This window comes from Stenotrophomonas sp. 10N36 (assembly GCF_056395005.1).
Genome location: NZ_JBFTIS010000030.1, coordinates 43800 through 58052 on the forward strand (window position 1 = coordinate 43800; position 14253 = coordinate 58052).

13 protein-coding genes are annotated in these 14253 nt (G+C 68.6%); 5 read left to right on the forward strand and 8 right to left on the reverse strand.

Annotation, left to right across the window (positions count from 1 at the left end; genetic code table 11):
* Positions 1–125: 125 nt before the first annotated feature.
* The 3 genes from AC1DCJ_RS19555 to AC1DCJ_RS19565 all read left to right on the forward strand — a co-directional run bounded on the left by AC1DCJ_RS19555 (position 126) and on the right by AC1DCJ_RS19565 (position 1550).
* Positions 126–398 (forward strand): hypothetical protein, encoded by a 273-nt coding sequence (locus AC1DCJ_RS19555; protein ID WP_478071723.1) that lies wholly within the window; start codon positions 126–128, stop codon positions 396–398.
* 72 nt (positions 399–470) lie between these two features.
* The gene (locus AC1DCJ_RS19560; protein ID WP_478071724.1) at positions 471–1031 is read left to right on the forward strand and encodes a sugar O-acetyltransferase; all 561 of its coding nucleotides are present in this window, start codon (positions 471–473) and stop codon (positions 1029–1031) included.
* Between the two features lie 72 nt (positions 1032–1103).
* Positions 1104–1550 (forward strand): universal stress protein, encoded by a 447-nt coding sequence (locus AC1DCJ_RS19565; protein ID WP_137190795.1) that lies wholly within the window; start codon positions 1104–1106, stop codon positions 1548–1550.
* 227 nt (positions 1551–1777) lie between these two features.
* Here the strand turns inward: AC1DCJ_RS19565 and AC1DCJ_RS19570 are convergent, their stop codons facing one another.
* Together AC1DCJ_RS19570 and AC1DCJ_RS19575 are read right to left on the reverse strand one after the other, a co-directional pair.
* On the reverse strand, positions 1778–2017 hold the full coding sequence (locus tag AC1DCJ_RS19570; protein WP_137190794.1) for a hypothetical protein: 240 nt from the start codon (positions 2015–2017) through the stop codon (positions 1778–1780).
* A 79-nt stretch (positions 2018–2096) separates the two neighbouring features.
* A complete protein-coding gene (locus AC1DCJ_RS19575; RefSeq protein ID WP_137190793.1) occupies positions 2097–2381 on the reverse strand; it encodes a DUF2782 domain-containing protein in 285 nt (94 codons plus the stop codon).
* Between the two features lie 95 nt (positions 2382–2476).
* Here AC1DCJ_RS19575 and polA point away from each other — a divergent pair, with 95 nt between their 5' ends.
* On the forward strand, positions 2477–5248 hold the full coding sequence (gene polA, locus AC1DCJ_RS19580) for a DNA polymerase I (RefSeq protein ID WP_038685512.1): 2772 nt from the start codon (positions 2477–2479) through the stop codon (positions 5246–5248).
* Positions 5249–5623: 375 nt separating this feature from the next.
* Positions 5624–6100, forward strand: coding sequence for a DUF421 domain-containing protein (locus tag AC1DCJ_RS19585; protein ID WP_038685514.1), 477 nt, complete (start codon positions 5624–5626; stop codon positions 6098–6100).
* A 135-nt stretch (positions 6101–6235) separates the two neighbouring features.
* On the opposite strand, the gene hemF is transcribed toward AC1DCJ_RS19585, so the two are convergent.
* From hemF to AC1DCJ_RS19615, 6 genes are all read right to left on the reverse strand, one after another.
* Positions 6236–7132 carry an oxygen-dependent coproporphyrinogen oxidase gene (gene hemF / locus AC1DCJ_RS19590; protein ID WP_478071725.1) on the reverse strand — a complete coding sequence of 299 codons (897 nt, stop codon included), beginning with the start codon at positions 7130–7132 and terminating at the stop codon, positions 6236–6238.
* A 54-nt stretch (positions 7133–7186) separates the two neighbouring features.
* Complete coding sequence (locus tag AC1DCJ_RS19595) at positions 7187–8854, reverse strand: hypothetical protein (protein WP_478071726.1); 1668 nt, start codon at positions 8852–8854, stop codon at positions 7187–7189.
* Positions 8855–9030: 176 nt separating this feature from the next.
* Positions 9031–10560 (reverse strand): hypothetical protein, encoded by a 1530-nt coding sequence (locus tag AC1DCJ_RS19600; protein WP_478071727.1) that lies wholly within the window; start codon positions 10558–10560, stop codon positions 9031–9033.
* A gap of 64 nt (positions 10561–10624) precedes the next feature.
* On the reverse strand, positions 10625–11218 hold the full coding sequence (locus AC1DCJ_RS19605; RefSeq protein ID WP_137190787.1) for a tetraspanin family protein: 594 nt from the start codon (positions 11216–11218) through the stop codon (positions 10625–10627).
* 30 nt (positions 11219–11248) lie between these two features.
* Positions 11249–11680, reverse strand: coding sequence for an NUDIX hydrolase (locus AC1DCJ_RS19610; protein ID WP_428710921.1), 432 nt, complete (start codon positions 11678–11680; stop codon positions 11249–11251).
* Positions 11681–14047, reverse strand: a complete 2367-nt coding sequence (locus tag AC1DCJ_RS19615) for a S9 family peptidase (protein ID WP_478071728.1) — start codon at positions 14045–14047, stop codon at positions 11681–11683.
* Positions 14048–14253: the final 206 nt, after the last annotated feature.

A 14253-nucleotide genomic window follows, 5' to 3' on the forward strand; every position in this document is an offset into this window, starting at 1 on the left:
CCGGCGCCCCCACTCATCGGCCATGGCCGTGCACTCATCCCGCATTTCAGCCGCTTCGTCGCGTGCCGCTTGTGGCGGTCCGGCGCCGCGCCCAGAGTCTGGCGCTGTCCGCTGGGAGCGCGCAAATGAACAAGGGAACTCCGTACCTGTTGGCTGTCCTGGTTGCGCTGACGCTGTCGGCAGACTGGGTAGCACCGGTCGTGGCCCTGTTCGAGCATGCCTACACCTGCCTGCAACACGGCGGTGGCCTGGACCTGGTCCGGCTGCGCTGCGAACCGCGCCCGGACGGCCTGTGCGCGTTGCTGGCGTCCTGGCCGTTCTGGGGAACTGCGGTCGCGTTGGCGGTAGCAACGCTGGTCGCCACGCGCGGGCCGCGCCGGCAGCTGCGTCTGCGCTGAACCGGGCGTGCCGCGGGCTTACCGGCATCGCGGCGAACCGGCATCATCAGCAGCCGCATTGCAGGAACGATCATGGCGCTGAGCGAGAAGGACAAGATGCTGTCTGGCCAACCGTACCGGCCGGGCGACCCGCAGCTGCAGGCCGAGATGGCGGCGGCCAAGGCCTGGATGGTGCGCTACAACGCCGCCTTGGCCGAGGCGCCGGATGTCCGCCGTGCGCTGCTGCGCGAGCGCCTGGGCGCGGTTGGCGACGGTACGGTGATCCGCCCGCCGTTCCATTGCGATTACGGCAGCCACATCCACCTGGGCACCGGGGTGTTCCTCAACTACAACTGCGTGATCCTGGACGTGGCCGAGGTGCGCATCGGCGATGGCACCCAGATCGGTCCGGCAGTGCAGATCTACGCGGCCGACCACCCGCGCGACCCGCAGGCGCGGGCACAGGGGTTGGAGCTGGCACGACCGGTGCGGATCGGGCGCAATGTGTGGATCGGCGGTGGCGCCATCCTGCTGCTGGGCGTAAGCATTGGCGACGACGCGGTGGTGGGCGCAGGCAGCGTGGTCACCCGCGACGTGGCGGCCGGTGCCACGGTGGTGGGCAACCCCGCACGCGTGGTGCCCCCGCGCGATTGATCCGGCTCAAGGCGCGGCCTCCACGCCGGGTGTGCAATGGTGGTCCCACACTGCACCGGAAGGAGCCCTGCCATGTACAAGCGAATCCTGATTGCCACCGACGGCTCGGAACTGTCTGAAAAGGGCCTGCTCAAAGGCCTGGAGCTGGCCAAGGACCTGGATGCCGAGGTCGACATCGTGACCGTGTCCGAGCCGTGGGCGGTGGGCATGTACGACGCGATGGGCTGGAGCGTGGGGTACATGAACAGCCCCGAGTACAAGGCCGACCGCGAAGAGACCGCGCAGAAGGTGCTGGCCCCGGCCAAGGCCACCGCCGAGGCGCAGGGCCTGCGCGCCAACGTGGTGCACGTGCTGGACCGCTATGCGGCCGACGGCATCATCGACACCGCCGTCGAGCGCAACAGCGACCTGATCGTGATGACCTCGCATGGCCGCCGCGGCGTCACCCGCGTGCTGCTGGGCAGCCAGACCGCCGAGGTGTTGGCGCGCAGCACGGTGCCGGTGTTGGTGATCCGCTGAGGGCGGACGCTGCGTAGGCGCGTCCCGGTAGTGCCGGCCGCTGGCCGGCTCCCCACAACGCCAAGTTTTACGAGGCGCCGGCCAGCGGCCGGCGATACCGTGGTGTGTTGAGGATGCGTGGAGCCGGCCAGCGGCCGGCACTACCGTGTTGGATTGAGGGTGCGAGGCGCCGGCCAGCGGCCGGCACTACACGCAGCGGTGGACCCGCCGCTGGCCGGCGTTCACCGTTACGGTCGCAGCTTCAGCGTCTGTGATTCGTCCAGGCTGCCGTCGGGCTGCAGCACCACGTAGCGCTCGCCGCTGCGGTCGAACAGGACCGGGATCGGGTCGCGGAACAGCGGGCGGCGCACGAAGCGCAGCTGCCAGCCGAAATGCTCCAGCGTGTCCACGGCCTGGCGTTGCGCGTCGGTGAGCCCGGCCCGCAGCTGGGCAGAGTCGGGCGGCTGGCGGCGTTCGGGCGTATTCATCTACTGAAACAGGGCAAAGTCCGGAAGATCTGTCGATGCAAGCGGCGTTCCAACCGCGTGGCGGATGGTACGCGTGGCCTCACCAGCTGTAGAGCTTCCAGTACACCGGCGACACGCCGTCCTTGTCACTGTCCATGCGGCCATCGCCGTTACGGTCGTACATGTAATACGCCGGCCCCTGTGCCGGGGTCACCTTCACCATCCGCAGCTGACCGGCCACGCGGTACTCCTGCAGGGTGTCGCCGTTGGCCAGGGTCTTGCTGGACACATCGGCACCGCTCACATCGACCGGGGGCGTACCGCCGCCGCCCGTGGTGGCGCAACCGGCCAACGCGAGCAGGCCTACCAGCAACAGGGTTTTCATGGGCGGGGTCCTTGCACAAGGGAGAGCTGATTATGCCCCACGCATCGTCGTCGTCGTGTCTGGGGTCGGCGCGGGTGGGCGCGTAGAATCGTCGCATGAGCCGATTAGTCCTGATTGACGGGTCCAGTTACCTGTACCGCGCGTTCCACGCGCTTCCGCCGCTGACCAACGCCCACGGTGAACCCACCGGCGCGCTGTTCGGTGTGGTCAACATGCTGCGCGCCACCCTGAAGGAGCGCCCGGCCTACGTGGCGTTCGTGGTCGATGCGCCCGGCAAGACCTTCCGCGACGACCTGTATGCCGACTACAAGGCCAACCGCCCGCCGATGCCCGACGACCTGCGTCCGCAGATCGAGCCGATGTGCCGCATCGTCGAAGCGCTCGGCCTGAGCATCCTGCGCATTCCCGGCGTGGAAGCCGACGATGTGATCGGCACGCTGGCCCTGCAGGGCCACCAGGACGGCCTGCAGGTGACCATCTCCACCGGCGACAAGGACTTCGCCCAGCTGGTCCGCCCGGGCATCGAACTGGTCAACACCATGACCGGCAGCCGGATGGATTCGGATGCGGCGGTGATGGACAAGTTCGGCGTGCGCGCCGACCAGATCGTCGACCTGCTGGCGCTGATGGGCGACACCGTGGACAACGTGCCCGGCGTGGAGAAGTGCGGCCCCAAGACCGCCGCCAAGTGGCTGGCCGAGTACCAGAACCTGGACGGGGTGATGGCCGCCGCACCGGGCATGAAGGGCAAGATCGGCGAGAACCTGCGCGCGGCGCTGGAGCGCCTGCCCCTCAACCGCGAACTGGTCACCATCCGCACCGACGTGCCGCTGGAGTCCAGCCCGCGCACGCTGGCACTGCGCGACCCGGACGTACCCACCCTGGGCGAGCTGTACCTGCGCTACGGCTTCACCCAGGCGCTGAAGGAGCTGGGAGGCCCGGCCGCGGCGGCAGTGGCCGCCAGCGACGCCACGGTGAGCCTGCGTGGCACCGCCGCCGGGTACGCACGCAGCGCGCCGGCGGAAACGGCGGCCGAGGTCGATCCGGCGCTGTCGGCGCCCGGCGAGTACGAGACCGTGCTCACCACCGAACAGCTGGATGCCTGGGTGCAGCGCGCCGAGGCGGCCGACCTGATCGCCTTCGACACCGAAACCGACGCGCTCGATGCGATGCGCGCCAACCTGGTGGGCATCAGCCTGGCGGTCGAGCCGGGCAGGGCCGCCTACATCCCGGTCGGCCACAACTACCCCGGCGCGCCGGCCCAGCTGGGCGCCGAACAGGTGCTGGCCGCGCTGCGCCCGGTGTTGGAAAACCCCGACAAGAAGAAGCTCGGCCAGCACGGCAAGTACGACCTGCATGTGCTGCGCCGGCATGGCATCGACGTGCAGGGCTACCACGACGACACCATGCTGGAGAGCTTCGTGCTCAATTCCACTGCCACCCGCCACGACATGGATTCGCTGGCGATGCGCTACCTGGGCTACACCACGATCAAGTTCGAGGACGTGGCCGGCAAGGGCGCCAAGCAGATCCCGTTCTCGCAGGTGGGCCTGGACGAAGCCGGCCGCTATGCCGCCGAAGATGCCGACATCACCCTGCGCCTGCACCGCGTGCTGCAGCCACAGCTGCTGGCCGTGCCGTCGCTGGACGGGGTGTACCGCGACATCGAAATGCCGCTGGTGCCGGTGCTGGCCCGGATCGAAGCCAACGGCGTGCACATCGACATGGCCGAACTGCGCCGCCAGAGCCAGGACCTGAGCGTGCGCATGCTGGCCGCCCAGCAGAAGGCCACCGAGCTGGCCGGCCACACCTTCAACCTGGATTCGCCCAAGCAGCTGCAGGCGGTGCTGTTCGACGAGCTGAAGCTGCCGGCGCTGGTCAAGACCCCCAAGGGCCAGCCCAGCACCAATGAAGAGGCGCTGGAGGCCATCGCCGAGCAGCACGAGCTGCCGCGGGTGATCCTGGAGTACCGCGGGCTGGCCAAGCTGCGCAGCACCTACACCGACAAGCTGCCGGAGATGGTCAACCCGGACACCGGCCGGGTCCACACCAGCTACCACCAGTCCGGCGCGGCCACCGGCCGGCTGTCCTCGTCGGACCCGAACCTGCAGAACATCCCGATCCGCACCGACGACGGCCGCCGCATCCGCCGTGCGTTCGTGGCCCCGCCCGGGCGCAAGATCCTGGCCTGCGATTACTCGCAGATCGAGCTGCGGATCATGGCCCACCTGTCCGAAGACCCGGGCCTGGTGCGTGCCTTCGAACAGGGCGTGGACGTGCACCGGGCCACCGCGGCCGAGGTGTTCGGGCGCGCGCTGGACGAGGTCACCCCGAACGAGCGCCGCGCGGCCAAGGCGATCAACTTCGGCCTGATGTACGGCATGAGCGCGTTCGGGCTGGCCCGCAACCTGGGCATCGACCGTGGCCAGGCCCAGGATTACGTGGCGCTGTACTTCAGCCGCTACCCGGGCGTGCGCGACTTCATGGAGCGCATGCGCCAGCAGGCCCGCGACCAGGGCTACGTGGAAACCCTGGAAGGCCGCCGGCTCTACCTGAACGACATTCACGCCCGCAACCAGGGCCTGCGCGCCGGGGCTGAACGCGCGGCGATCAACGCCCCGATGCAGGGCACCGCAGCCGACATCATCAAGCGGGCGATGGTGAAGGTGGACGGGTGGCTGCAGGGCCAGGGCGACCAGGCCCGGATGATCATGCAGGTGCACGATGAATTGGTGTTCGAAACCGAAAGTGAGTTTCTCGACACCTTGCGTTTGAAGGTGGTGGAACTGATGTCGTCTTCAGCGCAGTTGCGGGTGCCGTTGGTCGTGGATGCGGGCGTCGGTGATAACTGGGACGAGGCGCACTGAGACGGAAATCACGCTTAAACAGCTGAATTGGTTCATGGCGTCTCGAAAAACTGACTGTCGGATGAATGTTTCCCCTACAGAGCTTTCATTAATTGGGCCCCTTCACGAACTATCAATGTTCGAGGTGCTTTTATAGACCTCGACAGGCGCAACGCCTGTTGTGGATCTCTCCCATCCCCTGGAGCAGATCTCGGAACGGGGGCTCCTCCCCAAGCACCCGTTCCCCGGCCCCGCTGACCTCCCCCTGGTCGGCGGGGCTTTTTATTTGGGCCGCCGAAAACCCCGCGCGGGCCGCCGCACGAGAGACCCCGCGCTGCCGATTGCCGTTTGCCCTGCGCGCGGCCCATGCTGTGGGCTGGACCCGGGGAGAACCGCATGAGCGATCTGTTTGCATTGGCCATGCCGTGGTGGGAATTCATCCTGCGCGCGGTGGTGGTGTACGTGCTGGTGCTGGGCATGGTGCGGTTGTCAGGCAAACGCGCGCTGGGCCAGATCACCCCGTTCGATGTGCTGCTGATCGTGCTGCTGGGCAATGCGGTGCAGAACGCGCTGCTGGGCAAGGACACCTCGCTGGGCGGCGGACTGCTGCTGGCGGCCACGCTGATCCTCCTCAACTACGGGGTGGGGTGGTTGAGTACGCGCAGTCGGCGCGTGGAAACCCTGGTCGAAGGCGAGCCGGTGCTGATCGCACGCGACGGCAAGCTGCTCGATTCGGTGCTCCGGCGCGAAATGGTCACCTCGTCTGATGTCGACGCGGCGCTGCGCCAACAGGGCTGCCTGTCGATCGACGATGTCGCGCTGGCGGTGCTGGAAATCAACGGCCACATCACCATCGTGCCGAAGAAGGGGTAGAGCCACCCCATGGGTGGCTGCCATCTTTGGCACCGCAGCCACCCATGGGGTGGCTCTACCACCCGCCGGGGCGACCATCGGCCGTGCGCGATCCCACCCTCGGTAACGCACCCGCCTCTGCGGTGGCGCGTTCGGTTACACCCAGTCGCGGGGAACCAGGTAGTCGGCCAGGCGGGCTTCGTCGCTGCCGGTTTCGGGCTGGAAACCGTATTCCCAGCGTACCCGCGGTGGCAGGCTCATCAGGATGCTCTCGCTGCGCCCGCCGCTCTGCAGGCCGAACAGCGTGCCGCGGTCGTAGACCAGGTTGAACTCGACGTAGCGGCCGCGGCGGTACAGCTGGAACTCGCGCTCACGCTCGCCGTACGGCATATCCTTGCGACGTGCCACGATCGGCAGGTAGGCGTCGAGGAAGCCATCGCCGACCGCGCGCAGGTAGGCAAAATCGCGTTCGAAGTCGCCGTGCAGGTCGTCGAAGAACAGCCCGCCCACGCCGCGCGTTTCATTGCGGTGGCGCAGGAAGAAGTACTCGTCGCACCAGCGCTTGTGATCGGCATAGCGCCCTTCGCCAAACGGCGCACACAGGTCGTGGGCGACGCGGTGCCAGTGCTGCACGTCCTCATCGAACGGATAGAACGGGGTCAGGTCGAAGCCGCCGCCGAACCACGACGCCACTTCCACGCCATCACGCTCGGCGCGGAAATAGCGCACGTTGGCATGGGTGGTGGGCAGGTACGGGTTGGCCGGGTGGAACACCAGCGATACCCCGGTGGCCCGCCACGAGGCACCGGCCAGCTCCGGCCGGTTGGCCGACGCCGACGGGGGCAGGCGGGTGCCGGCCACGTCGGAGAAGCCGATGCCGGCCTGCTCGAACACCGCGCCATCGCGCAGGATGCGGGTGCGGCCGCCACCACCCTCGGCGCGCTGCCATTGGTCTTCGGCGAACCGAGCCTGGCCGTCGGCGGCCTCGATGGCCGCACAGATGCGGTCCTGCAGGTCGGTCAGGTAGCTGCGTACGCGCTCGAATTCGTTCATGGCGCTACTTTACCGCAGCCCGGATACCCGGGCGGTGGGCGCGGCCGCAGCGGATCATTCCTTGTGGTTGGGCGTGCGCCGTGCCGGAGGGACGTCTTCATCGGCATCGTTGTCGTTGTTCTGCAGTGCCTGCTCCAGCGCGTGCCCGGCCGACATCATGGCCCAGTTGCGCGTGTGCAGCAGGTCGCAGGCAACGTGGCGCCCACTCGCGTCGGCCTGGCACAGCGCCTGCAACATGCCATGCGCATCCACGTCACCGTCCCGTTCCTGTGCAGTGGCCAGGTTCTCGCAGCCTTCGCGGATACCTGCGCGGCACACCTGCAGGTAATGCACGCTGGCCTGCTCCCACTGCCCCTTCAATCCCAGTCGCGTGCCCAGCACGTTGCAGCCCTGCATGCTGCCGCTGGCGCAGCAGGCTTCCGCCCCGCCGTCGACCAGCGCCTTGGGGCAATCCTGCGGCAGCGGTAGTTCGTTGAAGTGCACCGGCGGCACGCAACGGGCTGGGTCGCCGTCGACCGGCGCGCGCTGGAAGCGCTGGAAGCGCGTCCAGCGGTCCATGCCCAGCAGGTCGCCGTTGGGCAATGGCTTCAGCACGAAGTCGCCGCCCTGCTCGTGACGGATCCGGATGGCGCCGTCTTCAAGGCGGGCGCGCAACTGGCCCATGCCCATGTCGACCAGGCCACGGTCACCAAAGCGCAGTGCATCCATCAAGGCGCGCTGGGAGACATACGCGCCGCACGGCAGCGTTGCGGCGGCCTGGGGCGTGAGGCCCGCGCCCAACTGCTGCAACGGGGGTGCCAGCCCGCACGCGTGCGTGTCACCTGCCGTGCAGGCCAGCGCCAGCGCCGCCGTCGCGTGCTGCAGGTCGCCGGCATCCCAGTGCTGTTCGGCCACCTCGGTGCAGAAGCCGCCATGGGGTCGTGCCTGGCAATAGCCCTGCAGCTTCATCCGGTGCGCCTCCGACAGCGGGCGGTCCGGTTCGGGTGCAAGCACCTCGACCATGCTCGACGCCAACGCAGCACCCTGCAGTGCCTTGCCGATCTTCTCGCCAAGCTCCGGCCGGGACGCCAACACCTTCCTGCACGCCGCCTCATCGAACACATCGCGGTCCTCGCGGCACAGGGCAGGGAACCCCATCTCGTCGAATGCCTTTTCCATGTAGGCACGCATCACGACCAGCTGGTTCTCGGAGAAGTCGCTGTCATCGTCGCCGTCACCTTGCTGCCGGGCCTGTGCATCCTCCCGATAGCGACCGGGCAGATCCCGGCACAGGGCCGGCATGCCGTCGCTGCAGCCTGCTTCCAGCGCTGCGGTGTCCTTGTCGTAGCGATCGGCCAGGCAGCGCAGCGGGTCGGCCAGGCAGCTGCCGTCGGGATGGGTCACCGGCGCGCTGCACTGGGCGGGTGTGCGCAGTGAGAAGCGGTTCCAGCCCAGTTCCAGCACGCGCCCACGCTGGCTCGCTTTCAATGGCTGGATGCTGCCCGATCCGAGATCGATCACCTGCGGCTGCCCAGCCTGCATCTGCACGAGAAACTCGCTGCGGTCGCCGTTGTAATGGATCTCGTAACCGCGGTCGGGGCCTTCCAGGACCAGCTCGGCGCTGTCGCTTTCGTTGAGGAAGCGACCGCACGTGAGCGGTTGCGAGAAGGCGGTGGGCGCCAGCGCGAGCAGCAGTGCCGCCGTTGCGGCGCGCAGTGGGAGGCGTGAAAGGCGGGGCAGCATGTTCGATCCTTGAAGCGACACACCCGGTCGCAGGCCATGATGGAGCGCGGTGGACGGCGCATGTCCTGCAAGGACGCCTGCGCCGTCTGTGAAGGGCTGCAGGATAGCGATGCGGCCGGCGCTGGCAACCGTGGCTGTCGCTTACGGCCGTTGGCGCCGCGCCGCCGTCGCAGGCGTCACTCGCCGCCTGCGGCCTCCTCGGCGATCGCACGCACCATCGCGCGCAGTGCCGGCCAATCACGGGTCGCGTCCACGTCGCAGGCGATGTGGGTAGCGCCGCCCTTGGCGCAGATGGCGGTCAACATGTTCGGTACCGCTTCGTCACCGGTATGTACATAGACCTCGGCCAGGCCCACGCAGCCATCGCGCACGCCGGCGGTGCACAGCGCGGCGTAGTAAGGCAGCGTACTTTTCCAGTCTTCGTCACGGGCACGCGCGCTGGCGGCCAACTTGCAGCCCAGCAGCTGACCGGCCTTGCAGCAGGCCTCCGGACCGCCCTCGCGGTCCAGCGTGGGGCAGTCCAGCGGCTGCGGAATCTCGGTGAAGCTCAGTGGTGCGCTGCAGCCACCGGCGGCACCGGGTTGACGCGTGTAATGCGCAAAACGGGTGTTGCCGTCCATGCCCACCAGGCTGCCGTCGCGCGTGGTCTGCAGCACGACATCGTCGCCGATGTCGCGGCGCAGGTGGATCCGCCCGTCCTGCACGCGGGCACGCAGGCGCGTGGCGTAGCCGCTCAGCTGGACCACGCCGGCATCGCCGAACTGCAGGTCCGAGGGGATGCCGTTCTCGGCCTCGTAGCTGCCACAGGGAAGGGTGGTGGTGGGCACCGGCGACAGCGCCGCCGCCGACAACCCGACCAGCGGGGCGACCAGTGTGCAGGCATAGGCGTCGGCGCGTGTGCTGCAGGCGTGCTGCAGGGCGTCGCGGGCCTCCAGCAACCGGCCGGCGTTCCACTGTGCCTCGGCGACGCTCTGGCAGAATTCCTCGCGCGGGTGCCGCTGGCACAGGCCCGCCAGTTCGATCAGCTGCCCGGGCGGCAGCACCGCCTGCGACGCGTGGCTCAGCCCCATGATCGCCATGCCCATGATTTCGCCTGCCATTGTTTCAAGCAGGCGCATGCAGACCGCCGGGTCGTGGCCCTTGGCGGTTTCATCGCACTGCGCCGGCATGGGGAACGGCGGCGGCTCTTCCGGGGCGGCTGCGTTGGCCTGCTCCTGGTAGACCTCGATCAAGCGCTTGCAGGCCACCGGCACGTCTTCGCTGCACCACTGGCGCAGCTGCACGGGCTCGGCCTTGAGGTAGTGCTCCAGGCAGCCCACCGGATCGGCGCGGCAGCTGCCTTCTTCGACCGCGTAGAACGGCTTGCAGGCCGCGGCCTTCTCGCGCACGAAATCGTGGTACCCGCCGGTCAGGGTGCGGTCACCCTCGCCGAAGGTCCAGTTCTCCATGCGCCCGGTGGCCAGGTTGACCATGCCCAGCACATCCTCGCTGCGTGCGATGCGCAGTTCCTCGGTGGGCGAGCGGGCCGACGTCAGGAAGCCGTGACCCTCGCTTTCCAGGGTCAGGATGGCGTTGCCGTCGTCCTGCTTGTAGGTGCCGCAGGCCATGGACTGCGCAGCGGCGGGAAGACTGGCGGCGGCCAGGACGAGAACGGCCAGGGCACGCCAGCCGATGGAGCGGCGGCGCGCGGAAACAACAGAAGTCACAACAGCATCCTTGGGTGGAAATCGGGGACGTCGGCACGGGCGCAGGCGCCGGCCGGGGCAGGGGTCAGCGCCGCATCCAGGCGCGCACGTCGGCACGCAGCAGGCGTGCCGCCAACCAGCCATGCAGGCCGGCAAAGGCCACGGCAGTGAGCACCAGCATGCCGCTCAGGACGATGCGCTGCAGCAGCAGGTCGTGGCGCAGCTGGCGCATGTCGGGGGTGTCACCGTGCCGCGTCAGATACTGCGAAAAGTGCGCGATGGCATCGTCCACCGCCCACGCGGCAGCGAAGTTCATCAGCGCGGTCACCACCAGCAAGACGATGAACAACCACAGTGCCCATTGTTCACGGCGCAGCATGCCCACGCACGCCACCACGCCCACCAGGCAGGTGAGCAGCATGGCGATGCAGATGCCCAGCGCGTGCGTGGTCAGCCACTGCAGTGGCGGTGACAGCCAGGCCACATCGCGGGTTTCCACCTGTTCCTGCAGGAAGGCGCCGATCGACAGCGGGCCGGCGACCAGCGCCGCAATGGCCCAGCCCACGGCGGAGGCCACGCACACCAGCAGCACCGACATGGCCATCGGCGACAGGAATTTCGGGGGCGCCAGCGGGTCTACGGGCGGCTGGGCACTAGGCAATTGCGGGGGCGATGACATCCGGTGTCCTGTTGGAGTCGGCCACGGGCATCAGCCCGCGGCCACCGCGCGTGCGGCCGCGGGCAGGATATGGTCTTCGCTCAAGGCTGCCAAGCGCCGCCCATGCGGCGCCTGCAGGGGAACCCAGGCCAACTCGGCGATTTCCGCCTGCGCCTGCGGTGTGCCGGTGACCTGCACCCGCCATGCCTGGGCCCGTACCCGGCGGCCGTGTTCGTGCACCGCCCAGGCCTCGAAACGGCCCAGTGCCTGGGCGCTGCCCAGATCCAGCTGCACGCCCAGTTCCTCGTGCAGTTCACGCGCCAACGCCTGCAGCGGCGCTTCGCCCGGGTCGGGTTTGCCCCCGGGCTGGATGAAGGTATCCGAGCCGTGCTTGCGCACCACCAGCACTTGGCCGGTGGCATCCAGGATGACCGCGGCGACGATCTCGATCGGCGCCGCGGGGTGGCTGGCCTGCGCCGCCACTTACTTCAAGGTGTCGTTGAACAGCTTGAGGATGCGCTTGTACTGGTCCAGCCACGAGTCCGGACGGACGTAGCCGTGGCGTTCCAGCGGGTACGGCGCGATGGACCAGTTGTCCTTGTGCAGCTCGATCAGCTTCTGGGTGAGGTTGACCGAGTCCTGGAAGAACACGTTGTCATCCATCATGCCGTGCGCGATCAGCAGGTGGTCCTGCAGGCCGTCGGCGTATTCGATCGGCGACGATTTACGGTACGCCTCCGGGTCGATGTCCGGGGTGTTGAGGATGTTGGCGGTGTAGCCGTGGTTGTACTGGTGCCAGTCGACCACCGGGCGCAGCGCGGCACCGGCCTTGAACGTGCCCGGCGAGCGGAACAGCGCCATGAAGGTCATGAAGCCGCCGTAGGAGCCGCCGTAGATGCCGGCGTGGTCGCGGTCGCCCTGCTTGGTGGCCACCAGCCAGTCCAGGCCGTCCTTGTAGTCTTCCAGCTCCGGGTGGCCCATGTTGCGGTAGATGGCGGTGCGCCAGTCGCGGCCGTAGCCTTCGCTGCCGCGGTAATCCATGTCCAACACGATGTAGCCCTGCTGCACCAGCAGGTTGTGGAACATCTGCTCGCGGAAGTAGGCCGGGTAGCGCTGGTGGACGTTCTGCAGGTAGCCGGCACCGTGCACGAACATGGCGATCGGGTACTGCTTGCCCGGTTCGGGGTTTTCCGGGCCGTAATACTTGGCCCAGACCACGCCGGCGCCATGCTTGGACGGCACCTGCACCAGCTTGGGCTGCACCCACTCGCGGGCCTTGTAGGCGGCGGTGCGGGTGTCGGTGAGCACCTTGGCCTGGCCGCCGCTGGTGGGCACCACGGCCAGCTGCGCCGGCAGGTAGGCGCCGGAGTAACGCACCAGCAGCTGCTGGCCGTCCGGGGACAGCGAGAAGTCTTCCACGCCGTTGAGCGCGGTCAGCTCACGCACCTGCCTGCTGGCGGTGTCGACCGCGCAGACTTCGTAGTCGCCCGGGCTCTGCTGGTTGCACAGGAAGTAGAAGCCGCGGCCGTCGGCGCTGGGCACCGGCATCGAGGTTTCCCACTTGCCACCGGTCAGTGCCTGCGGCTTGGCGGTGCCCTGCTGGGTATACAGGTGGGCGTAGCCCGATTCTTCAGACAGCAGCCACAGCGTGCGGTTGTCGTTGGACCAGCCAAAGTCGTTGAAGCCCCAGTTGATCCAGGCGCTGTCGGTCAGGCGGTGGCGGTTTTCCAGCGTGGCGCTGGTGGGGCTGACGCTGGCAATCCAGCGGTCCTTGTTGTCGTTGGCGCGCAGCATGATCGCGGCCTGCTGGCCGTCGGTGCTCCAGCGGATGCCGGGGTTGCCGGGGCCGGCCAGCACTTCCAGCGGGCGGTTGCCCTTGAGCGCGTCCTTGCCGGCGGCCTTGCGCAGTGCGGCCAGCGGGTCGGTGCCGATGCCGGGCAGGCGGTCCAGCGAGAGCGGCTTGACCGTGCCGGTGACCGCATCGACGAGCCACAGCGAATGCGGCTCGGGATCGTTGCGGCCCACGCGGGTGCGGGTGTCCTCGGTCTCTTCGTAGCCCGATTCGGTCACGTACTTGGGCATCTTGCCGCCGCGGCCTTCGTCGAAGCCCTTCGGCTTGGTCACCACGATGAGGCTGCGGATGTCGGGCGAGAGGGCGCTGCCGACGATCTCGACGTCGGCACCCAGGTAGACCGGGCCGGGCGCGCGGGTGGCGTCGGCGCGGCGCCAGCTGGCTTCCTGGGCCTTGAGCGCGTCGCGCTGGGCGCGATCATTGCGCAGGGTGGCCAGGGTGCGCAGCTGCTGGTCGCGCAGGACGTCGGCCTTGGGCGCATCGTCGGGGTTCTTTTCGGCCTTGAGGCTGGCCACCTGCTGGACGCCACCGGCGGCGGTCCAGTGGAACCAGTTCTGGCCGGTCTGCCAGATCACCCCGCCGTCGCGGGCGAAGTTGACCGCGCTGGACTTTTCGCTGCTGCGGGTGAGCTGGGTCAGCGCGCCGCTGCGCAGGTCGCGGAGGAACACATCGCCGTTGCGCACGAACACCGCGCGCTGGCGGGTGGTGTCGTACACGGGGCTGTCCACGTCCAGGCTGCTGCGCTGGTCATCGGCCACCTGGGTGGCCACGCCACCGCTGACCGGCTGGCGGAAGGTGTCGCGGACCGGGCTGCCCGTGCGCTTGAGCTGGTACTCCACCTGCTGGCTGTTCCAGGACCACCACGCGCTTTCGACCGGCGGGCCGATCCAGTCGGGGTCGGCCATGGCCTGCTCGATGGTGATCGGCGTGGGCGCCGCGTGGGCGGTCCCGCCGAGGGCGGCGAGCAGCAGCAGGGACAAGGGCAGCGTTCTGGGCATTGCGGGCAGCACCGTAGTAGAAAACCCGGCAAGCGTAGCAGCCGCTAGGGCCGCAGGAAGGGGCCACAGGTCATGGGCGTGGGCTTGTGAGCGCTGGTCGGTGGGTCGGGCGCTGGGCCCCGAGACCCTTTCCGGCGAATGTCCTCCGGCGTCGGCCTGCGGCCGCCCCCTCCCCCTTTATTTCGCCTCCAAGGGCATCGGGGCCC